The 23,268-nt window shown below is 66.9% G+C and carries 23 protein-coding genes and 1 tRNA gene; 11 read left to right on the top strand and 13 right to left on the bottom strand.

The window, feature by feature from the left end:
* The first annotated feature begins 53 nt into the window (after positions 1–53).
* Genes recG through mobA form a run of 3 tightly spaced genes read left to right on the top strand, consistent with a single transcriptional unit; the run spans position 54 to position 3,193 of the window.
* Positions 54–2,135, top strand: a complete 2,082-nt coding sequence (recG, locus tag J2S75_RS01620) for an ATP-dependent DNA helicase RecG (RefSeq protein WP_307017561.1) — start codon at positions 54–56, stop codon at positions 2,133–2,135.
* A gap of 33 nt (positions 2,136–2,168) precedes the next feature.
* Positions 2,169–2,576: a YbaN family protein gene (locus J2S75_RS01615; RefSeq protein WP_307017559.1), complete on the top strand. Its 408-nt coding sequence runs from the start codon at positions 2,169–2,171 to the stop codon at positions 2,574–2,576.
* Positions 2,573–3,193 carry a molybdenum cofactor guanylyltransferase MobA gene (mobA, locus tag J2S75_RS01610; protein WP_307017557.1) on the top strand — a complete coding sequence of 207 codons (621 nt, stop codon included), beginning with the start codon at positions 2,573–2,575 and terminating at the stop codon, positions 3,191–3,193. The genes J2S75_RS01615 and mobA overlap by 4 nt, the downstream gene beginning before the upstream one ends.
* Here the strand turns inward: mobA and mobB are convergent.
* The gene (mobB, locus tag J2S75_RS01605) at positions 3,178–3,738 is read right to left on the bottom strand and encodes a molybdopterin-guanine dinucleotide biosynthesis protein B (RefSeq protein ID WP_307018475.1); all 561 of its coding nucleotides are present in this window, start codon (positions 3,736–3,738) and stop codon (positions 3,178–3,180) included. The two genes, mobA and mobB, sit on opposite strands and share 16 nt — an antisense overlap.
* 125 nt (positions 3,739–3,863) lie before the next feature.
* On the opposite strand from mobB, the gene J2S75_RS01600 reads away from it, so the two are divergent.
* Together J2S75_RS01600 and J2S75_RS01595 are read left to right on the top strand one after the other, a co-directional pair.
* Complete coding sequence (locus tag J2S75_RS01600) at positions 3,864–4,163, top strand: sulfurtransferase TusA family protein (protein WP_307017555.1); 300 nt, start codon at positions 3,864–3,866, stop codon at positions 4,161–4,163.
* A gap of 29 nt (positions 4,164–4,192) precedes the next feature.
* The gene (locus J2S75_RS01595; RefSeq protein ID WP_307017553.1) at positions 4,193–4,831 is read left to right on the top strand and encodes a thioesterase domain-containing protein; all 639 of its coding nucleotides are present in this window, start codon (positions 4,193–4,195) and stop codon (positions 4,829–4,831) included.
* A gap of 36 nt (positions 4,832–4,867) precedes the next feature.
* Here J2S75_RS01595 and J2S75_RS01590 read toward each other — a convergent pair whose 3' ends face one another.
* Positions 4,868–5,353 carry a hypothetical protein gene (locus J2S75_RS01590; RefSeq protein WP_307017551.1) on the bottom strand — a complete coding sequence of 162 codons (486 nt, stop codon included), beginning with the start codon at positions 5,351–5,353 and terminating at the stop codon, positions 4,868–4,870.
* Positions 5,354–5,399: 46 nt separating this feature from the next.
* Positions 5,400–5,476 (bottom strand) — tRNA-Lys (locus J2S75_RS01585).
* A gap of 223 nt (positions 5,477–5,699) precedes the next feature.
* Between J2S75_RS01585 and wrbA the strand changes: the two genes are divergently transcribed.
* Complete coding sequence (wrbA, locus tag J2S75_RS01580; RefSeq protein WP_307017549.1) at positions 5,700–6,296, top strand: NAD(P)H:quinone oxidoreductase type IV; 597 nt, start codon at positions 5,700–5,702, stop codon at positions 6,294–6,296.
* Positions 6,297–6,436: 140 nt separating this feature from the next.
* On the opposite strand, the gene tgt is transcribed toward wrbA, so the two are convergent.
* The 7 genes from tgt to gyrA form a co-directional block, all read right to left on the bottom strand.
* Complete coding sequence (gene tgt, locus J2S75_RS01575) at positions 6,437–7,591, bottom strand: tRNA guanosine(34) transglycosylase Tgt (RefSeq protein WP_307017547.1); 1,155 nt, start codon at positions 7,589–7,591, stop codon at positions 6,437–6,439.
* Positions 7,588–8,673 carry a tRNA preQ1(34) S-adenosylmethionine ribosyltransferase-isomerase QueA gene (gene queA / locus J2S75_RS01570; RefSeq protein WP_307017545.1) on the bottom strand — a complete coding sequence of 362 codons (1,086 nt, stop codon included), beginning with the start codon at positions 8,671–8,673 and terminating at the stop codon, positions 7,588–7,590. The genes tgt and queA overlap by 4 nt, the downstream gene beginning before the upstream one ends.
* Before the next feature lie 82 nt (positions 8,674–8,755).
* Positions 8,756–9,214 (bottom strand): peptidylprolyl isomerase, encoded by a 459-nt coding sequence (locus J2S75_RS01565; protein WP_244376647.1) that lies wholly within the window; start codon positions 9,212–9,214, stop codon positions 8,756–8,758.
* Positions 9,215–9,245: 31 nt separating this feature from the next.
* A complete protein-coding gene (locus tag J2S75_RS01560) occupies positions 9,246–9,812 on the bottom strand; it encodes a peptidylprolyl isomerase (RefSeq protein ID WP_370874067.1) in 567 nt (188 codons plus the stop codon).
* Between the two features lie 41 nt (positions 9,813–9,853).
* Positions 9,854–10,354 (bottom strand): pantetheine-phosphate adenylyltransferase, encoded by a 501-nt coding sequence (gene coaD, locus J2S75_RS01555; RefSeq protein WP_307018473.1) that lies wholly within the window; start codon positions 10,352–10,354, stop codon positions 9,854–9,856.
* A 109-nt stretch (positions 10,355–10,463) separates the two neighbouring features.
* Complete coding sequence (locus J2S75_RS01550) at positions 10,464–11,501, bottom strand: alpha/beta hydrolase family protein (RefSeq protein WP_307017539.1); 1,038 nt, start codon at positions 11,499–11,501, stop codon at positions 10,464–10,466.
* 93 nt (positions 11,502–11,594) lie between these two features.
* Entirely contained in the window at positions 11,595–14,378 is a 2,784-nt protein-coding gene (gene gyrA, locus J2S75_RS01545; RefSeq protein WP_307017537.1) for a DNA gyrase subunit A, read from the bottom strand.
* A 276-nt stretch (positions 14,379–14,654) separates the two neighbouring features.
* Between gyrA and J2S75_RS01540 the strand changes: the two genes are divergently transcribed.
* Positions 14,655–15,281 carry a MarC family protein gene (locus tag J2S75_RS01540; RefSeq protein WP_307018471.1) on the top strand — a complete coding sequence of 209 codons (627 nt, stop codon included), beginning with the start codon at positions 14,655–14,657 and terminating at the stop codon, positions 15,279–15,281.
* Positions 15,282–15,429: 148 nt separating this feature from the next.
* Here the strand turns inward: J2S75_RS01540 and ssb are convergent, their stop codons facing one another.
* A complete protein-coding gene (gene ssb, locus J2S75_RS01535; RefSeq protein ID WP_307018469.1) occupies positions 15,430–15,993 on the bottom strand; it encodes a single-stranded DNA-binding protein in 564 nt (187 codons plus the stop codon).
* Between the two features lie 273 nt (positions 15,994–16,266).
* Here ssb and J2S75_RS01530 point away from each other — a divergent pair, with 273 nt between their 5' ends.
* The 3 genes from J2S75_RS01530 to J2S75_RS01520 all read left to right on the top strand — a co-directional run bounded on the left by J2S75_RS01530 (position 16,267) and on the right by J2S75_RS01520 (position 20,202).
* Positions 16,267–16,419, top strand: a complete 153-nt coding sequence (locus tag J2S75_RS01530) for a hypothetical protein (protein WP_307017535.1) — start codon at positions 16,267–16,269, stop codon at positions 16,417–16,419.
* A gap of 97 nt (positions 16,420–16,516) precedes the next feature.
* Positions 16,517–19,420 carry an excinuclease ABC subunit UvrA gene (gene uvrA, locus J2S75_RS01525; protein WP_307017533.1) on the top strand — a complete coding sequence of 968 codons (2,904 nt, stop codon included), beginning with the start codon at positions 16,517–16,519 and terminating at the stop codon, positions 19,418–19,420.
* A gap of 80 nt (positions 19,421–19,500) precedes the next feature.
* Positions 19,501–20,202, top strand: a complete 702-nt coding sequence (locus J2S75_RS01520) for a hypothetical protein (RefSeq protein ID WP_307017531.1) — start codon at positions 19,501–19,503, stop codon at positions 20,200–20,202.
* A gap of 16 nt (positions 20,203–20,218) precedes the next feature.
* Here the strand turns inward: J2S75_RS01520 and J2S75_RS01515 are convergent, their stop codons facing one another.
* Positions 20,219–21,307 carry a COX15/CtaA family protein gene (locus J2S75_RS01515; protein ID WP_307017530.1) on the bottom strand — a complete coding sequence of 363 codons (1,089 nt, stop codon included), beginning with the start codon at positions 21,305–21,307 and terminating at the stop codon, positions 20,219–20,221.
* A gap of 153 nt (positions 21,308–21,460) precedes the next feature.
* Here J2S75_RS01515 and J2S75_RS01510 point away from each other — a divergent pair, with 153 nt between their 5' ends.
* A complete protein-coding gene (locus J2S75_RS01510) occupies positions 21,461–21,703 on the top strand; it encodes a DUF2842 domain-containing protein (protein WP_307017528.1) in 243 nt (80 codons plus the stop codon).
* Positions 21,704–21,712: 9 nt separating this feature from the next.
* Here J2S75_RS01510 and J2S75_RS01505 read toward each other — a convergent pair whose 3' ends face one another.
* On the bottom strand, positions 21,713–23,161 hold the full coding sequence (locus J2S75_RS01505; RefSeq protein ID WP_307017526.1) for a tyrosine-protein kinase family protein: 1,449 nt from the start codon (positions 23,159–23,161) through the stop codon (positions 21,713–21,715).
* Between the last annotated feature and the right edge of the window lie 107 nt (positions 23,162–23,268).

Genomic DNA, 23,268 nt, shown 5'->3' with positions numbered 1-23,268 from the left:
ACGCCGGAGAAGCGATTGCGCACCGGCCCGCCATCGTCCACCTTCCGCCCATCATGCGGCCCGACCTTCTCAATCCCTATTTCGCCGAAATCACCGGCCTTCCCGGCATCGGCCCGAAGCTTGCCCGGCCCTTCAACCGCCTGCTCGGGCGGGAGGAAGGCGCGCGCGTGCTCGATCTCCTGCTGCACCTGCCCGCCTCCACCATCGACCGCCGCGCCCGCCCGACTCTGGCGGAAATCGTGCCCGACACGGTGGTGACGGTGGAAATCCATGTCGACCGCCATGTCCCCACCCCGCGCGGCTCCCGCGCCCCCTACCGTGTCTATGGCCACGACGCCACCGGCGACCTGACGCTGGCCTTCTTCAAGGCCGAGCGCAGCTGGATGGAGCGGCTGCTGCCCGTGGGCGAGACGCGCTGGGTGTCGGGCACCGTCACGCTCTACGACGGCATGGCGCAGATGGTTCACCCCGACCGGGTGGTGGACGCCGCCGGCCTCGCGAAGCTGCCGCCGATCGAGCCGCTCTATCCCCTCGTCGAGGGGCTGGGCCAGGGTCATCTGCGCCGCGCCGTCGAGGCCGCGCTCAACCAGGTGCCGGAGCTGCCGGAATGGCGGGCCACGCCGCCCGGCATCGGCTTTCTCGACGCGCTGCGCAAGCTGCACCAGCCGCGCGAGACGCTGGATGCGAGCCCGCAGGGCCCCGCCTGGCAGCGACTCGCCTATGACGAACTGCTCGCCGGCCAGCTCGCCCTCGCCTTGCTGCGCGCCAGCACGGTGAAGCAGGCCGGGCGGCGGAGCGTGGGGGATGGGCGGCTCTCGGCGCGCATTCTCAGTGCCCTGCCCTTTTCCCTCACGGGATCGCAGACCGAGGCGCTGAAGGCCATCCGCGCCGATCTCGGGTCAGAGGACCGTATGCTGCGCCTGCTGCAGGGCGATGTCGGCTCCGGCAAGACCGTGGTGGCGCTGCTGGCGGCCGCGACGGTGATCGAGGCCGGCCGGCAGGCGGCGCTGATGGCGCCGACCGAAATCCTCGCCCGCCAGCACATGAAGACCATCGCCCCGCTGGCGGAAGCGGCGGGCCTTCGCGTCGCCCTGCTCACCGGGCGGGAGAAGGGGCGAGGACGGGCGGAGCTTCTGGCCCGGCTCGGGGCCGGCGAGATCGATCTCGTCATCGGCACCCATGCGCTGTTTCAGGAGGGAGTGGATTTCCACGACCTGGCGCTGGCCATCGTCGACGAGCAGCACCGCTTCGGCGTGCATCAGCGCCTCGCGCTCGCCGCCAAGGGCGAGGCGGTGGATGTGCTGGTCATGACCGCGACGCCGATCCCGCGCACGCTGGTGCTGACCTATTTCGGCGACATGGATTCCAGCGAATTGCGGGAGAAGCCGGCCGGCCGCCAGCCCATCGACACCCGCGCCATTCCTTCCGACCGTATCGACGAGATCGTCGCCCGGCTGGGCCGCGCGCTGGCGGAAGGACGCCGCGCCTACTGGATCTGCCCGCTGGTGGAGGAATCGGAGACCTCCGACCTCGCCGCCGCCGAGGCGCGCTTTGCCGATCTCGCGGCGCATTTTGGCGCCCGTGTCGGCCTCGTCCATGGCAAGATGAAGGGGGCGGAGAAGGACGCCGCCATGGCCGCTTTCGCCGCTGGGGAGACGCAGCTTCTCGTCGCCACCACCGTGGTCGAGGTCGGCGTCGATGTGCCCGAGGCCAGCATCATCGTGATCGAACATGCGGAACGTTTCGGCCTCGCGCAGCTTCATCAGCTGCGCGGCCGGGTCGGGCGCGGTTCGGAAGCTTCCACCTGCGTGCTGCTCTACCGCCGCCCGCTGGGGGAGATCGCCCGCCAGCGGCTGGAGGCACTGCGCTCCTCCGAGGACGGCTTCTTCCTCGCCGAGCAGGATCTGAAGCTGCGCGGCGAGGGCGACGTTCTCGGCACGCGGCAGAGCGGCTTTCCCGGCTTCAAGCTGGCGCGGCTCGACGTGCATGGCGATCTTCTCGTCGCGGCGCGGGCCGAGGCGCTGGAGATCGTCAAGAACGATTCTGATCTTCGGGGCCCGCGTGGCGCGGTCCTGCGGCTGTTGCTACATGTGTTCGAGCGTGACGTGGCGGTGAAGCTGCTGAGCGCGGGCTAAACGCGGGGGCGCGGCGAACAAGGCGATGCGGTGATGCACGGCGCGATGACCGGCCCGGAACGAAAAAGCTCCTCCCTCACGGCGCCCCTGCGCTGGGCGATGTTCGCCCTCGCCTGGGTCTGCGTCGGGCTGGGCATCGTCGGGCTCGTCACCCCGGTCATGCCCGGCACGGTGTTTCTCATCCTCGCCGCCTGGCTGTTCACCCGGTCCTCGCCGCGTTTCGAGCGCTGGCTGCTCACCCATCCGCGCCTCGGCCCCTCCGTCGTGGCGTGGCGGGCGAATGGGGTGGTGCCGCGCTGGGCGCAGCTTGTCGCCACCGGCAGCATGGCCGGCAGCTTCGTGCTGCTTGTCGTGATCGGCCTTTCCGTGCCGGTGCTGGCAATCATCGCCGCTATTTTCATCGGCACCAGCGCCTATCTGCTCACCCGGCCGACCGCATGAGCGAAGCGGCGCGACCCGCCGGGCTGATCCTCGCCGGCGGACTGTCGCGCCGCATGGGCGGCGGCGACAAGGGGCTGAAGCGGCTGGGCGGCGAAACGGTGCTGGCGCGCATCGCCGCCCGGCTCGCGCCGCAGGTATCGCCGCTGCTGCTCAATGCCAATGGTCCGGCGGCGCGCTTCGGGCTCGACCTGCCTGTGGTGGCGGACACCCTGCCCGGTCATCCCGGCCCGCTCGCCGGCCTTCTCGCCGGCCTCGACCATGTCGCGCGCGATCTGCCGGGGGCGCGCCACCTGCTCACCGTGCCGAGCGACTGCCCGTTCCTGCCCCGCGATCTCGTTGCCCGTCTGGCGGCGGCCGCCGGGGAAGCGGGGGCGGCCTATGCCGTCTCCGGTGGCCGCGAGCACCCGGTGGTCGGGCTGTGGCCGGTGGCGGCGCGCGTCCTGCTGCGCCGCCTGCTGGTGGAGGAGGACGAGCGGCGGGTGATGCGCTGGGTGCGTGGCATGGGCGCCGTGCCGGTGGAATGGCCAGCAACGCCCCTCGACCCGTTCCTCAACCTCAACACGCCCGACGACCTTCTCGCCGCCGAGCGCCTGCTCGCCGCCTATCCCGCGCTGTGAGCTGCCGGGCGCCAGGCGATGGAATCGACCGGCGCGGCGTGCTGGTCGGCGAAATCGGCAATGGCCTCGATATCGTCGAGGGCGATCACAGGGCGCGGGCAGCCCGGCACCGCCCGGTCGGAGGCGACGCCGACGATGAACGGATCGTCGGGATAAAGCAGCTTCTTGCCGAGTTCGGCGCGATGGACCTCGATCTTGGGATGGTGGTCTTGCTTGAAGCCTTCCACCAGCACGAGATCGACCGGCGAGAGGCGGGCGACGAGTTCCGGCAGGTCGGGCTCCGGCGCGCCGCGCAACTCATGCATCAGCGCCCAGCGATTGGCCGAGGAAATCAGCACCTCGCTCGCGCCCACGGTGCGGTGGGTGTGCGAATCCTTGCCCGGCTTGTCGACATCGAAATTATGGTGCGCGTGCTTCACCGTGGAGACGCGGTGTCCGCGCCCGACCAGTACGGGAATGAGCCGCGCCAGCAGCGTCGTCTTGCCCGCCCCGCTCCAACCCGCGAATCCGATCAGCCGCATGCTCGCCTCCCCGCACCTCGCCAAAAGCACTTCGGCCCTCGCGGGTCCGGCGTCAAGTCGCCAAGGAGCTTAGGCCGATCACGCTTGCGCCGGGCCGCCGGCGGCGGAAGCGCTTGCCTCCCGCGCCGTCCCGGCGTAACCCGCGCGCCATGGCTGCCCGCATTCCCGATGAGCCCCCGCTCCGGCTCGACCTCAAAGGGTTGAAATGCCCGCTGCCGGCGCTGCACACGCGCCGGGCGCTGGCCCGCGTGCAAGTGGGGGCCGTGATCGTCGTGGAATGTACCGACCCGATGGCCGCCATCGACATTCCCCATCTCGTGCGCCAGGACGGCCATGAGCTGGTGGCGCAGGAGCGGCAGGGTGACATCCTGAGCTTTCAGATTCGCAAGCGGGAGACGCCGGCGGAGCGCGAGGGGGATGGTCATCCCGCCGGAGGGACGGCTATCTAGCGGCGCTGGTTCCGCCCCGGAGATTGCCCATGAAGCTGACGCGCCGCCTGTTCACGCTCACCGGCCTCGTCGGCCTCACTGTCCACCTCACCGCACTCACCGGTCACGCCAATTCGGCGCAGGCGCCGCATCACGGCCAGAGCGCCGCCGCGCCGCTGCCGCCGCGCGCCGACACCCACGTCTATCTCCTGCGCGGGCTGTTTGGCGTGTTCTCGCAAGGACTTGACGCGCTGGCGCAGGAATTGGTGGCGCAGGGCTACCATGCCGAGCTCTATGGCTGGGACGAGGCGCAGCAGGTGATCGCGCTGATCGAGCGGCGGGAGGTCGAGGGCCATGAGGGACCGACGATTCTCATCGGCCATTCGCTGGGCGCCAACGCTGTCATAAATGTCGCTAACGCGTTGCAGTCTCAGGGGATTTCGGTCGATCTCGCGGTGACGTTCGACGCCACCGACCCCGCTCCGGTGCCGGAGAATGTCGCGATTCTGATCAATTTCTGGGCCGCCGACGGCTTCGGCGAGCCGGTCGAGGCGTCGCCGGGCTATACCGGGGACCTTGAAAACATTGACCTTTCCGGCCAGCCGGGCATCGACCATACGAGCATCGACTCGATGGACCAGTTCCACCAGACCGTCATCGCGCGGCTGGAAAGCCTGACCGGAAACTAGATCGCCGGCTCCCGAAAAGAGAGCCGGCGCAAGGGCTTACTTGAGAGCGGCGTCGACCGCCTGGCGCACGAAGGCATCCGGCGAGATCTTCGCCGCCGCAGCCTTGGTGTTGATGGCGCTGAGGATTTCCGGCGGGAAGGGAACGTCGAGAATCACCGCGTCGGCGCTGTCGAGCGAATAGACGGTGCGCACGACCCGCGAGGCGAAGCTCGCCACAGCTTGTGTCTTCTGGGCGTCGGAAAGGCCGGATTTCGCAGCCACGGCAGGGCAATAGGCCGAAATGACGCCGTCGATGATCAGGCCGGACGAAAAGCCGGCGGCGCGCAGACCATCCACCGCCGCATCCAGCGCCTCCGGCTTGTCGAGCCCATCGCCCGAGGGCAGCACGGACTTGATCGTCGCCGCCTGCGCGGCTTCGAGCGTGCTCTTCGGGCACTCGAAGGCGCTAGCCGCGAGAGCCGGCTGCGCCGCCACCAGGGCAAGAGCGAAAACCGAGGCCGGGAGAAACGGTGCGTAGGACATCTCAACTCCTGCTACGGAAACGGCTTCCAGAATATGCCTTTGCGCGTGGTGAGCCCGCTGGGACTCGAACCCAGGACCTCATGATTAAAAGTCACGCGCTCTAACCAGCTGAGCTACGGGCCCCCACGAAAAGGGGGATTAAGGGTTTCGCACCGCGAAGGCAAGCGGACGGCGCGTCGCGGCCCCACCTATCAAGAGCCTGATGGGGGTGCCAAATGTTTCATATTGCACGCGCGCAAGAACACCACGTCGATCATGCCGCTTCCGGTGCGGCTTTGGCGCCATTAGCTTGCAGGCATGACATTCGGGTGGGCCACCGGCCCTCCCTGGGGCAAGGAGCAGACACATGGCCAAAGTTCTGGTGCTGTATTATTCGACCTACGGTCATATCGAGACGATGGCGGAAGCCGTTGCCGAAGGCGTTCGTGAGGCGGGCGCCGAGGCGGTTGTGAAGCGGGTGCCGGAGACGGTGCCGGAGGAGATCGCCCGGCAGAACCACTTCAAGCTCGACCAGAAGGCGCCGGTCGCCACGGTGGACGAACTGAAGGACTACGACGCCATCATCTTCGGCGCCCCGACCCGCTTCGGCACGGTCGCCTCGCAGATGCGCAGCTTTATCGACCAGACCGGCGGGCTGTGGTTCACCGGCGCGCTCGTGGGCAAGGTCGGCTCGGTGTTCACCTCCTCCGCCACCCAGCACGGTGGACAGGAATCGACCATTCTCGGCTTCGTGCCGACCCTGCTGCACCATGGCATGGTGGTCGTCGGGCTGCCCTACGCCTTCCAGGGCCAGATGGGTGTTGACGAGATCAAGGGCGGCTCACCCTACGGCGCGTCGACGATCGCCAATGGCGATGGTTCGCGTCAGCCTTCCGAAGTCGAACTGGCCGGCGCCCGTTTTCAGGGCAAGCACGTTGCCACCATCGCAGCCAAGCTGGCCTGATCACGGTCATCGAGCGCTTGCAGCCAAGTCATCCCGGCCTAGCCAAGACTTTGTGCCGGGGTGACTCTTCGGAATCCCATCGGGGCCCTCGCCTGTTGGCTGAGCACGTTCCGGTCGCCTGTGCTGATCGCTGAGTGCCGTCAGCGCGCCGGAATATCGCCGCGGGCCCACCGCTCCTTCACCTCGGCCTTGAACGCGTCGAAGCGTCCTTCGGCGATGGCAGCGCGGATGCCGGCCATCAGGCTCTGGTAATAGGCGAGGTTCACCCAGGTGAGCAGCATGGAGCCCAGCATCTCGTCGCAGCGCACGAGGTGATGCAAATAGGCGCGCGAATAGTCACGCGCCGCCGGGCAGTCGCTTTCCTCGTCGAGCGGGCGAGGGTCCTCGGCGTGGCGGGCGTTCTTCAGGTTGATCTTGCCGAAACGGGTGAAGGCCTGCGCGTGCCGACCGGCGCGGGTCGGCATCACGCAATCGAACATGTCGACGCCGCGCGCCACGCTTTCGATGATGTCGTCCGGCGTGCCGACGCCCATGAGATAGCGCGGCTTTTCCGCCGGCAGGATGGGCGTCACCACCTCTAGCATCGCCAGCATCACGTCCTGTGGCTCGCCGACCGCAAGACCACCGATGGAATAGCCGGGGAAGTCGATGTCGATGAGGCCCCGCGCCGATTCGATCCGCAACTCCGTGTCGTCGCCGCCCTGCACGATGCCGAACAGCGCGCGGCCTTTCGGTTGCGCCTCGAACGCCCTCTTCGAGCGCTCCGCCCAGCGCAGCGACAGGCGCAGGGCGCGGGCAATCTCATCCTTCGGTGCCGGAAGGCGCACGCACTCATCCAGCTGCATCTGGATATCGGCACCCAGCAGCCCCTGGATTTCGATGGAACGCTCGGGCGTCAGCTCGTGATAGGCGCCGTCGATATGCGAGCGGAAGGTGACGCCCTTCTCGCTCATCTTCCGCAGGCCTGCCAGCGACATGACCTGGAAGCCGCCGGAATCGGTGAGGATAGGATGCGGCCAGCGCATCATCTGATGCAGCCCGCCGAGCCGGTCCACGCGTTCGGCGCCGGGGCGCAGCATCAGGTGATAGGTATTGCCGAGCAGGATGTCGGCACCGAGCTCGCGCACCTGCCCAGGATACATACCCTTCACGGTACCGGCGGTCCCCACCGGCATGAAGGCGGGCGTGCGCACCACGCCGCGCGGCGTCACCACCTCGCCGAGCCGGGCGGCGCCATCGGTCGCGTGCAGGCGATAATGAAAATCGGTCGGCAGGGAATGATCGGAACTGTTCATGGCCGGGCTTGTGGCAGCAAAAGGCAGGCATCGCCATAGGAATAGAAGCGGTAGCCGCTGGCGATGGCGTGGGCATAGGCGCGCTTCTGGGTCTCATGACCGATGAACGCCGCCACCAGCATGACCAGCGTCGAACGCGGCAGGTGGAAATTGGTCAGCATGCCGTCGATGAAGCGGAAGTGCGTGCCGGGGGTGATGAAGATATCCGTTTCACCGCGCCAGGCGCGGAGAAGTCCCTCTTGCGAGGCGGCGCTCTCGATCAGGCGGGTGGCCGTGGTGCCGACGGTGACGACCTTGCCGCCTCGCGCCCGCAGCGCGTTCAGCGCGGCCGCGGTTTCGGGAGAAACCTCGCCCCATTCGGCATGCATCCGATGGTCAGCCGTGTCGTCGGCCTTGACAGGGAGAAAGGTCCCGGCGCCGACATGCAGGGTGACGCGATGGGTCTCAACGCCCCGCGCGGCCAGCCGCTCGATCAACTCGGGGGTGAAGTGCAGCCCTGCTGTCGGCGCCGCGACCGAACCCTCATGCGCGGCGAACATGGTCTGGTAATCGGCCCGGTCCCGCGCATCGTCGGCACGCTTGGCGGCAATATAGGGCGGCAGCGGGATATGGCCGATGGCGGCGATGGCGGCATCGAGCGCCGGACCGGCGGCCGCGAAGCGCAGCGTGACCTCACCCCCCTCGCCTTTCGCCTCGATGCGCGCGGCGAGCGTGGCTTCACCCTCGGGAGAGGCGAATTCGATCGTGTCGCCGGGCGCCAGCCGCTTGCCGGGACGGGCCAGCGCAAGCCAGCTGTCCGGGCCGAGCCGCTTATGCAGCATGGCTTCGACCTGCACCCCTTCGCCCTGCGAGGTGGCACGGCGGCGGATGCCGTCGAGCCGTGCCGGCAGCACGCGCGTATCGTTGACGACCAGCGCGTCGCCGGGTGACAGCAGTTCCGGCAGATCACGCACCTGCGCGTCGGTCAGTTCCGGGTCCGCACCGGCGCGCACAACGAGCAGCCGCGCCGCATCGCGCGGCGAGACTGGCCGGAGCGCGATGCACTCGGGTGGCAGATCGAAATCGAACAGGTCGACACGCATGGAAGGCCCGGCTCTTACAAAAGGCGATCCCGGACGCGCTCACGCGCATCCGGGACAGCATCATGCCTCAACGTCGCGGTGATCAGGCGGAAACGGTCGCCTTGACGATCTTGTCCGGGTTCTGCACCGGCTCGCCGCGCTTGATCTTGTCGACATTCTCCATGCCTTCGATCACCTCGCCCCACACGGTGTACTGGCCATCGAGGAAGCCGGCATCGGCGAAGCAGATGAAGAACTGGCTGTCGGCGGAATCCGGGTGCTGGGCGCGGGCCATGGAGGCGGTGCCGCGCACATGGCGTCCCTTGTTGAATTCAGCCTTCAGATTCTTGCCCGAGCCGCCGCGGCCTGTGCCGGTGGGATCGCCGGTCTGGGCCATGAAGCCGTCAATGACGCGGTGGAAGACCACGCCGTCGTAGAAGCCCTGCTTGGCGAGCTCGCTGATACGCGCGACATGGCCGGGCGCGAGGTCCGGGCGGAAGCGGATCTTGACCGGCCCCTGCGTCGTTTCGAGCAGCAGCGTGGTTTCAGCGGTGTCGGTCATTGGTCTCTCCTTTATTGGAAGGTTGGCGGCGTCACTTGACGTCCGCAGCCACCTTCATCGAGATGATCTTGTCGGGGTTCTGCACCGGCTCGCCGCGCTTGAGCTTGTCGACGTTCTCCATGCCGGACACGACCTGGCCGACCACGGTGTACTGGCCGTTGAGGAAGGACGCATCGCCGAAGGTGATGAAGAACTGCGAGTTGGCACTGTTCGGGCTGGAGGCGCGTGCCATGCCGACCGTGCCGCGCTTGAAGGGCACGTTGGAGAACTCGGCCGGAAGGTTCGGATAGCGCGAGCCGCCGGTGCCGTTGCCATACTGGCCATCGCCCGTCTGCGCCATGAAGCCTTCGATGACGCGATGGAACGGCACGTTGTCATAGTAGCCCTCGCGCGCCAGCGTCTTGATGCGCTCGGCGTGCTGGGGGGCGATGTCGGGGCGCAGTACGAAGATCACCGGGCCCTTGGTGGTCTGCATGATGATGGCGTTCTGCGGGTCGACATTCGGCGGCAGCTTGGGCGCCTGTGCCGAGGCCGGAGCGGCGGCGACCACGGCCAGCGCGCAGGCGACGGAGAAGGCAGCGAGAAGGCGTCGGATCATGGGCATGAACTCCGTTGAGCGATGGCGAAGACCGCCCGTTGCTAGGCCCCGCGCCCGAACCGACCGCGCAGGCGGACGAGAACGGGACCGGGCACAAAGGCGGAAACATCCCCGCCCATAGCCGCGATCTGCCGCACCAGCGTGGCGGTGATGGGGCGGGCAATGGGGGAGGCCGGCAGGAAAACGGTCTGCACGCTGGGCTTCAGCGTCGCGTTCATTCCGGCCATCTGCATTTCATAGTCGAGATCGGTGCCGTCGCGCAGGCCGCGGATGAGCAGGCTCGCGCCATGGGCCTCGGCGGCATCGACCACCAGATTATCGAAGGTGACGCAGTCGAGCCGGGCGCCCTCCTCGCGGGCGATGGGCGCGAACACCTCGCTCAACATCTCCAGCCTCTCGGCCGGCGCGAAGAGTGGCGTCTTGCCGGGATGGATGCCAACGCCCACCACCAGCCGGTCCACCAGCCGCGCGGCGGCACGCGCGACTTCGACATGGCCGTTGGTCGGCGGGTCGAAGGAGCCGGGATAGAAGGCGGTGCGCATGGCGCTCATCTTGGGCCTCTCGTGCGCGGCAAGGGTTTAGCGGTCTCGCGGCTCGGACGCAAGCCGCGGCGCTTCCGACCCCGCCCGCCGGTCGCGGTGTCGCCTACGGTCAGGGCGCACCGAGTTCGCTATCCAGAAAGTGCAGTACGGCGTCGGCCGCCTGCGCGTGGAGAGCAGCGCGCCCCTCCGCAGCGGTGCCGTTATGGCAGATCGGGCCGTCGCCGCGCTTTTCCGCCTCCAGCAACGCGACCGCCCCCGGCTTGCACAAGGGCAGGAAGGTGAAATGCGTCGCGCCGGCCAAGGCGATATAGCGTTCCAAGCCGAAAGGCAGATGCGCGGCGAGATAGCGCGACTCCAGGGCCGCGGGCACCTGCGCGTCGCCCTCGCCTGCCGACATCACCAGCACGGGCACCTTCAGGCCGGCGAGGCTTTCCGGCGTGAAGCCGCGCGCCAGGCCGAGATCGAGCGCGACCGCCGCGCCGACCCGTCGGTCGGCGAGATCACCGGCCAGCCGCGCGCGCGCCTCGGGCGTGCTTCCCGCCTCAAGCCGGCCAAATATCTCGCAGGCCGCGAGCTGGGCATGAACGTCGCAGTCCGCCGTGAAACGGGCCGGATCGAAACGTCCGCCGGCCAGCGCCACCGCCGTCCACCCACCGAGAGAATGGCCGACGACGCCAACCTTGTCGGCGTCCGCGCCGAAGGCGGGATCGCGGGTGATCTTGTCGATCAGCCGGGACAGATCGCGCGGCCGTTCCCACAGTCGTGCGCCGGTATCGGGCTTGAGGTTTCGGCTGGTGGTGCCGGGATGATTGACCGCCGCGACGACATAGCCGTGCCGCGCGAGCACCACCGCCAGCCACGCCTGATTGCCGAAATTGCCGCCAAAGCCATGCGAGAGCACCACAAGACGGTGGCGGCCGGCTGCCGGGGCTGCGTTGACGATGACGGATTCGCCCACCAAGGCGGCATTGTCGCCGATCAACGTCTGCGGGCCCGATGCCGATGTCGGATACCAGACCGCCGCCTCCAGCGGGCGCTCCGGCATGTCGGTGAGGCTCAGCCGCCGAAAGCCGACGCCGTCGGCGCGCGCGGCTCCACCGCCGGTCGCCACGAGGGCAAGCGCGAGAAGGAGGAAAAGGAGTCGCATTGGCGATGACACTCGTGAAGGGCACGATGCGAGGAATAAAGACAGGAACGGCGCCTTCTGGCGCCGTTCCGTGTTGTCATCATGGCATTTGGCTCAGGCCGTCACGTCTTCGCCCGCCGCCTCGCCGCCCAGCGCCTCGTCGCCCTCTTCCTCGGTGACACGCTCGACCGAGACGACCTTCTCGTCCTCGGCCGTGTCGAACACGATCACGCCTTGGCTGCCACGCCCCACGGTGCGAATGCCGTTCACCGGGCAGCGGATGAGCTGACCGCCATCGGTGACCAGCATGATCTGGTCGGCATCCTCCACCGGGAAGGAGGCAACCAGCGGGCCGTTGCGGTCATTGACCGCCATGGCGACGATGCCCTTACCGCCACGCCGCGTGGTCCGGTACTCGTAGGACGAGGTGCGCTTGCCGTAGCCATTCTCCGAGAGGGTTAGAATGAACTGCTCGGCCGCACCCATGGCGACGTAGCGCGCCTGGTCGATATCCGCCGGCCCGGCGCCCGCTTCTTCCGCGTCTGGCTCGACGATCTCGGCCTCAACGATCTCGCCCTCCTCGCCATTGGCCTCCACGCCGTTCTGGCTGCGGCGGATGGCGTTGGCGAGCTTGATATAGGCGGCACGCTCTTCCGCCGTCGCCTCGACATGGCGAATGATGGCCATGGAAATGAGCCGATCACCCTCGTCCAGCTGGATGCCGCGCACGCCCATGGAATCGCGTCCCTTGAAGACACGAACCTCGGTGACGGGAAAGCGGATGCACTGGCCGTTGGCGCTGGTCAGCAGCACGTCGTCGGCCTCGGTGCAGAGCTGCACGCCAGCGATGGACTCGCCGACTTCCAGCTTCATCGCAATCTTGCCGTTGCGGTTCACATTGGTGAAGTCGGACAGCTCATTGCGCCGCACCGTGCCGGAATTGGTCGCGAACATGATCTGAAGCCGGCTCCACGCCTCCTCGTCCGGCAGAGCCATGATCGAGGTGATGCGCTCGCCTTCGGTGAGCGGCAGAATGTTCACCAGCGCCTTGCCGCGCGACTGCGGCGCCGACATCGGCAGGCGCCAGACCTTCAGCTTGTAAACCTGCCCCTTTGACGAGAAGAACAGTACAGGCGCATGGGTCGAGGCGACGAAGAGACGGGTGACGAAATCTTCGTCCTTGGTCTGCATCGCCGAGCGGCCCTTGCCGCCGCGCCGCTGCGCGCGATAGGTCGACAGCGGCACACGCTTGACATAGCCGGCATGGGAAACCGTGACGACCATGTCCTCGCGGGCGATCAGATCTTCGTCCTCGAAATCGCCCTCGGCTTCGGTGATCTCGGTCTTGCGCGGCGTGCCGAATTCCGCCTTCACGGCCAGCAACTCGTCCTTGACGATGCCGCGGATACGCTCGCGGCTGGCGAGGATGTCGAGATACTCCCGGATCTCCACCGCGATCTTATCGAGTTCGTCCGCCACCTCGTCCCGACCCAGCGCGGTGAGGCGCTGCAGGCGCAGATCGAGAATGGCGCGCGCCTGTTCGGCGGAGAGGCGGTAGGTGCCGTCCTCGGCGAGACGGTGGCGGGGATCGTCGATCAGCGCGATCAGCGGGGCGACATCCATCGCCGGCCAATGCCGCGTCATCAGTGCTTCGCGGGCCGACGCGGGATCGGGCGAGGTGCGGATCGTATGGATGATCTCGTCGATATTGGCGACGGCGATGGCGAGGCCGACCAGCACATGTGCACGGTCGCGGGCCTTGCGCAGCAGGAACTTGGTCCGCCGGCTCACCACGTCCTCGCGGAAGGCGACGAAGGCGGTCAGCAGGTCAAGCAGGTTCATCAACGCCGGCTTGCCGCCGTTCAGCGCCACCATATTGGCGCCGAAGGACGTCTGCAGCGCGGTCATGCGGTAGAGATTGTTCAGCACGACATCCGCCTGGGCGTCGCGCTTGACCTCGAACACCACCCGCATGCCTTCGCGGGAGGATTCATCGCGAATTTCGGCGATGCCCTCCAGCCGTTTCTCGCGCACCAGCTCGGCGATGCGCTCGATCATCGTCGCCTTGTTCACCTGATAGGGAATTTCGGTGACGATGATGGCGTCACGGTCCTTGCGGATTTCCTCGATCGTCGCGCGCGACCGCATGACGATGGAGCCGCGACCGGTGAGATAGGCTTGCCTTATGCCGCTGCGTCCGAGAATGAGCGCGCCCGTCGGGAAGTCCGGACCCTGAATATAGTCGAGCAACCGCTCCACATCGAGCGAGGGATCGTCGATCAGCGCGACGCACGCATCCACAACCTCGCCGAGATTATGCGGGGGGATGTTGGTCGCCATGCCGACCGCGATGCCGCCGGCGCCGTTGACCAGAAGATTGGGGAAGCGGGCCGGCAGGACGGTCGGCTCCTGCTCGCGGCCGTCGTAATTGTCCTGGAAATCGACCGTGTCCTTGTCGAGATCGTCCAGCAGGTTCATCGCCGGCTTGGCGAGGCGCACCTCGGTGTAGCGCTCGGCCGCCGGCGGGTCGCCATCAACGGAACCGAAATTGCCCTGGCCGTCGATCAGGGGCAGGCGCATGGAGAAATCCTGCGCCAGACGCACCAGCGCGTCATAAATCGCCTGGTTGCCGTGCGGATGGTACTTACCCATCGTGTCGCCCGTCACGCGCGCGGATTTATTGTAGGGGCGCTCGGGCGTGTAGTTGTTCTCGCGCATGGAGAACAGAATGCGGCGATGCACCGGCTTCAGACCGTCGCGCACATCGGGAAGCGCGCGCGAGACGATGACGCTCATCGCATAGTCGAGATAGCTGCGGGACAGCTCCTCGGTGATCGAGACGGGCCGGATATCCGAAGGGCCGCCGCCCTCCGGGTTGAACGTGTCGGAATCGGACAAGGAATCGTCTTTCCGTGGTTGCGGAACGTGTGTGCCTGTTTAGACCATTCCGCCCGGAAATGCCAGTGCGACCGCTTTTTCACCGACGCCAAAACACGTGACTTGCCAAAGGCTTACAGCCCCAATTCCACAGCCCCGCGCGAAGGTGTTCAAACCGTGGCGCCGCGCCCGGCCGAGCGGTGTCCTCTGAGAGGCCTTGGCAGGCCCGCGCGGGGACGATCTTATAGAATGCTACCGTTGGCGGGGGCGCCGTGATTGAAGGCGGAAGGTGGCGACGTGATCGACTATATGTTCTCGGCCATCGTGACCATGGCGGTGGTGATCGACCCGATCGGCCTCGCGCCGCTGTTCCTGGCGGTGACACCGGACCTGACGGCGGCGGAGCGTCGGCTGGTGGCGTTTCGTTCGGCCGCCATCGCGCTGGCGATACTGGTCACGTTCGGCCTTGTCGGCGCCCCGCTTCTGGCCGCGCTGGGCATCACCCTGCCCGCCTTCCGCATCGCCGGCGGGCTGCTGCTGTTCGCGATCTCTTTCGAGATGGTGTTCGGGCGGCGGACCGAGCGCAAATTCGACGCATCGGAGGTCGCGCAACGGGAAAAACTGCTGCGCACCCTTGCCGTGTTCCCGCTCGCCATCCCGCTAATGGCCGGGCCCGGCGCCATCACCGCCATGCTGCTGCTGGCCGGTGAGGCGCATGGCGACCCGGCACGGCTGGTGGCACTGTTCGCCATCACCGCGCTTGTGATCGCAAGCTGCCTCGCCGTCTTCCTCGCGGCCCGTCGGATGGACAGGCTGCTCGGCATCACCGGCAATGCCATTCTTTCGCGCCTGCTGGGCGTGGTGCTGACCGCGCTAGCGGTGCAGTTCGTGATCGACGGTATCCGGGCGTCGTTCCTCACCTGAAGCCGGCCGGGCCTCGGGCACAGCCTCGCACCCTGGCGTCGACCCCGCCGGCCTCCACAAGCCGCGAGACGGCAATTCCGTCCGCGCCAATCGCCGTGAACGCTGAAGGGTGAGCCGCTTTGCCCGGCGTCAGCGCGGTGGCCCTGCCTCAGAACGGAATTTCGTCGTCGAGATCGCCGCCGGAGCCACCAGCGGGCCCACCGCCAAACTTGCCGCCGCCCGATCCGCTCGCGGGTGCCGGGCGACGCTCGCCACCAAAGGAACGCCCGCCACCCGAACCGCCACCATAGCTGCCGCCCGAACCGAAATCGCTGCTCCCGGCGCTGTAATCGTCTCCGCCGCCGCCTTCGGTCCCACCGCCGCGGCTGTCGAGAATGGTGAGTTCGCCCCGGAACGGCCGCAGCACGATTTCGGTGAAATAGCGCTCGCCGCCATTCTGGTCGGTGGCCTTGCGGGTCTCGATCTGGCCTTCAATATAGACCTTGGAACCCTTGCGCAGATACTGCTCCGCAACCCGCAGCAGGTTCTCGTTGAAAATCACCACGCTGTGCCACTCGGTGCGCTCCTTGCGCTCGCCTGAGGCCTTGTCGCGCCACGTTTCCGAGGTCGCGATGCGCAGATTGCACACACGCCCGCCATTCTGGAACGTCCGCACTTCGGGGTCGCGGCCGAGATTGCCGATCAGGATCACCTTGTTGACGCTGCCCGCCATCTTGTCCTCCGAAACTGCCGGACGCCCGCTCTGGCGCGCGCTCGTGAAAGGGAACGCATAGTAGACCAGCCGGCGCCCGGCCGCGCGCCTCGGCCCCGTGCTTGTCCACCGCTTTGCGCCCAAACGGCGCCGCGGAACATCGCCCAGGAACATTGTTCTTGTTCTGTTCCTAGCATTGTGTCTAAGCTGCCGCAAGAGTGCTGAGTCGACATTGCGAAGCGCGCGCGCCGGACTATGTTTACCCTGTGTTCTAAAAGGGAGCCTGTCCCCATCATGACCCAGATGCGCCATCGCCCGCGCGCCCGTGCCATCGCCTTCCGTGCCGAAGAGGCCCGCCAGGCGTTGATCCGCCGCGCCTTTCTGGCCGTAGCCGGCGCACTTGCTGTCGCGGCGGGTCTGGCAGCGGTGCACGGCGTCGGGGGCTGATCCCTTCGCCGGGCGGGCCTCGTCGCCGTAAAGCGCCGCCCTGCAAAATCTGTTGTTCGGCGTAGCTGCCCGTAGAAACCGGCGAGAAGAGTTCGGAATGAAGGACCGCGTGGACCTCCCGCGCCGCGATGCCCGCACGATTGCGATCCGGGGCGCGCGCGAGCACAACCTCAAAAATGTCGATCTCGAAATCCCGCGCGACAGCCTGGTGGTGTTCACCGGCCTGTCCGGGTCGGGCAAGTCGTCTCTGGCTTTCGACACCATCTATGCCGAGGGTCAGCGCCGCTATGTCGAGAGCCTCTCGGCCTATGCGCGCCAGTTTCTGGAGATGATGCAGAAACCGGATGTGGACCAGATCGACGGCCTCTCGCCGGCCATTTCCATCGAGCAGAAGACCACCTCGAAAAATCCGCGCTCGACGGTCGGCACCGTCACCGAGATCTATGACTATATGCGCCTGCTCTGGGCGCGCGTGGGCGTGCCCTATTCGCCGGCCACCGGACTGCCGATCGAAAGCCAGACCGTCAGCCAGATGGTCGATCGGGTGCTCGCCCTGCCGGACAAGACGCGGCTTTATCTGCTCGCGCCCGTGGTGCGCGGTCGCAAGGGCGAGTATCGCAAGGAACTGGCCGAATTCCAGAAAAAGGGGTTCCAGCGGGTAAAGATCGACGGCGAATTCCATGAGATCGCCGATGCGCCGTCGCTCGACAAGAAGTTCAAGCATGATATCGACGTGGTGGTGGACCGCCTTGTCGTGCGGCCGGACATCGCCAGCCGGCTGGCGGATTCGTTCGAGACGGCGCTCGGCCTGGCCGACGGCATCGCGGTGATCGAGTTCGCCGACGAGAAGGAAGAGAGCGGCGACGCCCGCCGCATCGTGTTCTCGGAAAAATTTGCGTGCCCAGTTTCCGGCTTCACCATCGCCGAGATCGAACCGCGGCTGTTCTCCTTCAACAATCCATTCGGCGCCTGCCCCACCTGCGATGGGTTGGGCCATGAGAGTAAGACCGACCCGAACCTCATCGTCCCGGATGCGGCGCGCTCGCTGAAGCAGGGCGCCATCGCGCCGTGGGCGAAATCGACCTCTCCCTATTACGGCCAGACGCTGGAAGCGATCGCCCGTCATTACGGCGTCAAGCTCACGACCCCCTGGGCGGAGCTGCCGGAGAATGTACGCAACGTCATTCTGCACGGCTCGAAGGCTGAGACCATCCGCTTCGTCTATAATGACGGCATGCGCGCCTATGAGACGCTGAAGACCTTCGAGGGCATCGTCACCAATCTGGAACGGCGCTGGCGCGAGACCGAAAGCGACTGGGCGCGCGAGGAGATCGGCAAGTATTTCTCGGCCGTGCCCTGCGCCTCCTGCCACGGCTACCGGCTGAAGCCCGAAGCCTTGGCGGTGAAGATCGCCGGCCGGCATATCGGCGCGGCGGCGGAGCTTTCCGTGCGCCATGCGCTGGAATGGTTCGCCACCCTCCCCGGCCAGCTCAGCGACAAGCAGAACGAGATCGCCGCGCGCATTCTCAAGGAGATTCGCGAGCGTCTCGCCTTCCTGCTCGATGTCGGGCTGGATTATCTCACCCTCGCCCGCGCCTCCGGCACGCTGTCCGGCGGCGAGAGCCAGCGCATCCGTCTCGCCTCGCAGATCGGTTCGGGCCTCACCGGCGTGCTCTATGTGCTGGACGAGCCGTCCATCGGCCTGCACCAGCGCGACAATGAGCGCCTGCTCGGCACGCTGCGGCGGCTGCGTGATCTCGGCAATACGGTCATCGTCGTCGAGCATGACGAAGACGCGATCCTCGCCGCCGATTACGTGGTCGATGTCGGCCCCGGCGCTGGCGTGCATGGCGGGCGCATCGTGGCGCAGGGCACGCCGCAGGAACTCCTCGCCAACCCGAATTCGCTCACCGGGAAATACCTCACCGGCGAGTTGGCCGTGCCGGTGCCCAAGCGCCGCAAGCCGAACCCCAAGCGCATGCTGAGGGTGGTGAATGCACGCGGCAACAATCTGAAGAACGTCACCGCGTCGATCCCGCTCGGCTTGTTTACGGCGGTCACCGGCGTTTCGGGCGGCGGCAAATCAACCCTGCTGATCGACACGCTGTACAAGGCGGTGGCGCGGCGGCTGAACGGCGCCTCCGAGCCACCGGCCCCGCATGACGGGCTGGAAGGGCTGGAGCACCTCGACAAGGTCATCGACATCGACCAGTCGCCGATCGGCCGCACCCCGCGCTCGAACCCGGCGACTTATACCGGTGCCTTCACCCCGATCCGCGAATGGTTCTCCGGCCTGCCGGAAGCCAAGGCGCGCGGCTATGGGCCGGGCCGGTTCTCGTTCAACGTCAAGGGTGGGCGCTGCGAGGCGTGTCAGGGTGACGGCGTCATCAAGATCGAGATGCACTTCCTGCCGGATGTCTACGTCACCTGCGATGTCTGCAAGGGCAAGCGCTACAACCGCGAGACGCTGGAAGTCACCTTCAAGAACAAGTCCATCGCCGACGTGCTCGACATGACCGTCGACGAAGGCGCGGAGTTCTTCAAGGCGGTGCCCGCGGTGCGCGACAAGCTGGAAACGCTCGCCCGTGTCGGGCTCGGCTATATCCATGTCGGTCAGCAGGCCAATACCCTGTCGGGCGGTGAGGCGCAGCGGGTGAAGCTCTCCAAGGAGCTCTCGAAGCGCGCCACCGGGCGCACCCTGTACATCCTCGACGAGCCGACCACCGGCCTGCATTTCCACGACGTGGCGAAGCTGCTGGAAGTGCTGCATGAGCTGGTCGAGCAGGGCAACACGGTTGTCGTGATCGAGCACAATCTCGAAGTCATCAAGACCGCCGACTGGGTCATCGACCTCGGCCCGGAAGGCGGCGATGGCGGCGGCGAGATCGTGGCGGCCGGGCCGCCGGAAGTGATCGCCAAGGCCGAACGCAGCCATACCGGCCGCTTCCTCGCGGAAGTTCTCGCCCGCCGACCCCTGAAGCCGCGCAACGCGGCAGAGTAGAGGGGTTAAGCCTAATATGTCGACTTGACGAACCGAACTCAATGGTTGCTAAATTGCCATATGCAACCAGTGAGGCGCCCATGGCTTACCCAATTATCTTCTTTGGCGCCTTTGGGGGTGTGTGCCCAACGTTAATGAAGCTCGCCTCCACATTGGTCGCCAATCCTGCTGCAGACCTTCCGCTCCCTGGTTTTTACATAGCCATTGGTCTTTATGCGATATTAGGCGGTGGAATCGCGCTCGCTCTGGGAGAGCAGAATCTCCGCGGAGCGCTTTTCGCGGGTATAGCGGCGCCAGCGTTAATTTCCAATGCGATCACCGGAGCGCAGGATGCCCGCTATCAGCCGGTGCCTGCCAGAACATCTTACTTTGAGCAGTTGATCTCTACGGCCGCTCACGCCCAGGACTCAAAAGATCTTCAGCCAAATTCACCATCCAAGCCGATGGAGACCGATGGCAATATCTCGATCGTTCTCGGAAATGCAGCCGCGACAAACATCCCAGTCAACATTTGCTTTCTGAAAGCAGACAGCAGCGACGGAACGAAATGTTCAGATGAAATCGTCGTAACAACGCCAGCAATTGGAGTTAAAGATATTCGGGTTCCCGTGGATACTGTAGGTGTGATAGTGGCTGGTGTACGCCTCCCGATTACTGGGCCCGCCACTACTATTTCTATTTCTGCAGATCGGGCACCGACCCCCGCCAATGATTTCTTATGGGCCCTCGGCGGGCGCCGTAGTACGCAAATCACCGATCTTCAGGCACGTATAGTTCCTTGATCCATATCATAGAGACCTAGGCCCCCTGCCGCAGCCGCACCAGATTTACCGTCACTGCGATCAGCACCAGCGTGGCGCCGAACTGGTGGGCCAACGCGATGTCGATCGGCACCTGATGGATCAGGGTCAGGATGCCGAGGGCGGCCTGGGCGCAGACCAGCAGCAGGATCAGCGTCGCCCGCTGACGCACCGCGCCGCCGATCCGCCGCGCGCTCAGCCAGTGGCCGAGGGCCAGCGCCAGCAGCACATAGGCGACGAGGCGGTGGTTGAACTGCACGGTGAGAACATTCTCGAACAGGTTCCGCCACGCCGGCTGTTGCACGAACAGGTTTTCCAGCGGCGGCACGAGGTGCCCGTCCATCAGCGGCCAGGTGGTGTAGGTCAGACCGGCGTCGAGGCCGGCAACGAGGCCGCCGAGGAAGATCTGCAGCACCACCACCCCGAACAGGATGCGCGCATAGCCGCGCAGCCAGTCCGGCGACGCGCGCCTCTCCCGGGCGGGCTTGAGCTGGGTCGCGACCGCGACGATGGCGGCGAGAATGATGCAGGCGAGGGTGAGATGCGTCGCCAGCCGGTACTGGCTGACATCGACGCGGTTGACCAGGCCGGATGCCACCATCCACCAGCCGACCGCGCCCTGAAGGCCGCCAAGCACGAACAGGCCGGCGAGCTTCCAGCGCAGCGGCCGGTCGATGACGCCGCGCCAGAGGAAGAACATGAAGGGCAGCAGGAAGGCGAAGCCGATGACGCGGCCGAGCAGGCGATGGCCCCATTCCCACCAGAAAATGTACTTGAACTCGGCGAGGCTCATGCCCCGGTTGATCTGCTGGTATTGCGGAATCTGCCGGTATTTGTCGAACTCCGCCTGCCACGCCGCGTCACTCAGCGGCGGCAGCGTGCCGGTCACCGGCTTCCATTCGGTAATGGAAAGGCCCGACTCGGTCAGCCGTGTGGCGCCGCCGACCACGACCATCAGCACCACCAGCGCCGCCACGAAATAGAGCCAGATCCGCACCGGCCGCAGACGGTCGCCGGCGGAAGGTTCGCTGGCGCGTGGCACGGCGAGGTGACGGGGGACGTCGGTGGCGACGTGATCCTGAACCATAAGCGGGCGCTCCCTGCATTGGCGGCCGCCTGCCCCATCGGCCACCCCGCGCCGGGCCGCTTCCGCCCGGGCGTCGCGAGCGATATAGAGGCCGCTGCCCGCGCGCAACGGGACTCATTGTCTCGCGCCCGACCGTCCAGACCGGAGCCGCCCATGTCCGCCCCTCGTCCCGGCCTTTCCGCTCGCTCGCGCAAATTCGTCGGCACCGTGCTGCTGGTGTTTCTGGTGCTGGGTTGGGCGCTGGCGGCGATGGCGCTGGCGCAGGGGCGCGTCACCACCCTGCCGGCCCTTGGGCAATTCGTCGCCTATGTGGTGCTGGGCATTGGCTGGATCGTCCCGGCGGGACTGCTGATCCGCTGGATGCAGCGGCACGACCGACGCTCGGAAACGCTTTGAACAGTAGGGTCAGGCGGCGCGGGACAAGGCGCGCGGCTCCGCCTCCGGCGTAAAGGTCACCATCGCGATCTCGCCGAAGCCGAGAGACGCGAGTGCATCGAAGGCCTGAACCGCGTCGGTGGCCATCCCGCCCGGCTGGGTGACGAGAATGTTGGTCGGGCTCAGAGAGGCGAGACGCTCCGCGCCCGCCATGCCGCCCAGAGGCGGCGCGGCCACAATAACGTGATCATAGGTCTGCTTCAGCGCGGTCAGGATCAGCGGTAGCCGGTCGGCGGTGACCAGGCCGTCAGCCTCGCGCGCCCCGCGCCCGGGCGGGATGACGTGGCAGCGCGAGGCGCTTTCACGGTGAATGGCATCGGAAAAGCCGCAGACACCCGACAGCAGGTCTGTCAGCCCCGGCGCACGCGGATCGGCGGTCAGGCCGTCGAGGGTTGGCGAGGCAACGTCGAGGCACACCACCACCACGCGCTGCTCTGTCCCGGCGAGCGAACGGCCGAGCGCAAGCGCGCAGCGCGCGATGGATTCGTCGGCACGGCCGCCGGTCACCGTGACAAGGCGCGCCGCGGATCCGCGCAATTCGATCAGCCGGGCGAGGTCGGCCTGTTCGCGCTCGCGCGACAGCAGCCGCAGCGGGCTGGTCAGTTCGGCCGAACTCGTCGGCTCGCCGGAGTGTGCGCCGATCCAGGGAAGGTGCTGGCGGGGGCGCGGTGTCGTTTCCGGCAGCGGTATCGCGCCATATTCGTGGCCGGGCGCACCCTGGCGCCGCCGCAGCCAGCTTTGCAGGCCGAACACCAGCACGAACGTGCCTATACCCGCAAGAAGGCTGGAGAGGAGCGGTGTCGGCCAGCGCGCGGCCGTCGCCGGTGCGGCATTGGCGATGATTCGGGCAGACACGGGCGCGGGGCCCTCCGGCTCCGCCGCATGGACGCCGCGCGTCTGGCGCAGCTCGACATAGGTCGCGGCAAGGGCATTGGCCACATCCGCCGAGAGCTGCGGGTCGGGCGAGACGACATCGATCGCGACCTGCCCGCCGCCGATCTGCCGCACCTCCAGCCCGCGTTCCAGGCTGCGCAGGGCGAGAGACTCGCGCGAAAGCGGCGCCGCGTCGGCCGGCAGAGCGAAGCCCGCCAGTTGCAGGGCGGTACCCGACAGCACTCCGGCGCCGCTGGCGGCGGGAGCGGCGAGACGTGCGGTCAGGCGGTGCGTCTCAATCGCCTGGCGCGCAAAGTCGCGCGAAGCGAGGACCTTCACGCTGTCCCGCCCTGCCCCAGCGTCGCGCCCGTCGATCCACAACCGGGCACGGGACTCGTAGCGTGGCGCGGTGATCTCGCCGGCAACACCGGCCATAGCGAGGGCGGCAAGGGCCGGCAGAATGAGCCCGCGCAGGAACCGGCGTGTGTGTGCCGACCGATTCCCGGAATCCGGCGCAGCCGTCTCGGAGACGGTGCCTGCAGCCATCGGCGGAGTGCTTTCGCGGGGGTCGATCATGGGGCCTATTAGGCACCGCCATGGTTTCCACCGTGTTAAAGCGTCTCGACTTGTCGGGAAGTGTCACCGGCTATTGG

The sequence above is a fragment of the Ancylobacter polymorphus genome (genome assembly GCF_030813495.1).
In the GTDB taxonomy this organism is placed as follows: domain Bacteria; phylum Pseudomonadota; class Alphaproteobacteria; order Rhizobiales; family Xanthobacteraceae; genus Ancylobacter; species Ancylobacter polymorphus.
Note: the sequence above shows the minus strand (reverse complement) of the source record. Positions and strands in the feature narration are given on the sequence as shown.

Coding starts and splice junctions, on each gene's coding strand:
- recG (WP_307017561.1), top strand. CDS start 54: ATGCGGCCCGACCTTCTCAATCCCTATTTCGCCGAAATCACCGGCCTT.
- J2S75_RS01615 (WP_307017559.1), top strand. CDS start 2,169: ATGCACGGCGCGATGACCGGCCCGGAACGAAAAAGCTCCTCCCTCACG.
- mobA (WP_307017557.1), top strand. CDS start 2,573: ATGAGCGAAGCGGCGCGACCCGCCGGGCTGATCCTCGCCGGCGGACTG.
- J2S75_RS01600 (WP_307017555.1), top strand. CDS start 3,864: ATGGCTGCCCGCATTCCCGATGAGCCCCCGCTCCGGCTCGACCTCAAA.
- J2S75_RS01595 (WP_307017553.1), top strand. CDS start 4,193: ATGAAGCTGACGCGCCGCCTGTTCACGCTCACCGGCCTCGTCGGCCTC.
- J2S75_RS01590 (WP_307017551.1), bottom strand. CDS start 5,353: ATGTCCTACGCACCGTTTCTCCCGGCCTCGGTTTTCGCTCTTGCCCTG.
- wrbA (WP_307017549.1), top strand. CDS start 5,700: ATGGCCAAAGTTCTGGTGCTGTATTATTCGACCTACGGTCATATCGAG.
- tgt (WP_307017547.1), bottom strand. CDS start 7,591: ATGAACAGTTCCGATCATTCCCTGCCGACCGATTTTCATTATCGCCTG.
- queA (WP_307017545.1), bottom strand. CDS start 8,673: ATGCGTGTCGACCTGTTCGATTTCGATCTGCCACCCGAGTGCATCGCG.
- J2S75_RS01565 (WP_244376647.1), bottom strand. CDS start 9,214: ATGACCGACACCGCTGAAACCACGCTGCTGCTCGAAACGACGCAGGGG.
- J2S75_RS01560 (WP_370874067.1), bottom strand. CDS start 9,812: ATGATCCGACGCCTTCTCGCTGCCTTCTCCGTCGCCTGCGCGCTGGCC.
- coaD (WP_307018473.1), bottom strand. CDS start 10,354: ATGCGCACCGCCTTCTATCCCGGCTCCTTCGACCCGCCGACCAACGGC.
- J2S75_RS01550 (WP_307017539.1), bottom strand. CDS start 11,501: ATGCGACTCCTTTTCCTCCTTCTCGCGCTTGCCCTCGTGGCGACCGGC.
- ssb (WP_307018469.1), bottom strand. CDS start 15,993: ATGGCGGGCAGCGTCAACAAGGTGATCCTGATCGGCAATCTCGGCCGC.
- J2S75_RS01530 (WP_307017535.1), top strand. CDS start 16,267: ATGACCCAGATGCGCCATCGCCCGCGCGCCCGTGCCATCGCCTTCCGT.
- uvrA (WP_307017533.1), top strand. CDS start 16,517: ATGAAGGACCGCGTGGACCTCCCGCGCCGCGATGCCCGCACGATTGCG.
- J2S75_RS01520 (WP_307017531.1), top strand. CDS start 19,501: ATGGCTTACCCAATTATCTTCTTTGGCGCCTTTGGGGGTGTGTGCCCA.
- J2S75_RS01515 (WP_307017530.1), bottom strand. CDS start 21,307: ATGGTTCAGGATCACGTCGCCACCGACGTCCCCCGTCACCTCGCCGTG.
- J2S75_RS01510 (WP_307017528.1), top strand. CDS start 21,461: ATGTCCGCCCCTCGTCCCGGCCTTTCCGCTCGCTCGCGCAAATTCGTC.
- J2S75_RS01505 (WP_307017526.1), bottom strand. CDS start 23,161: ATGGCTGCAGGCACCGTCTCCGAGACGGCTGCGCCGGATTCCGGGAAT.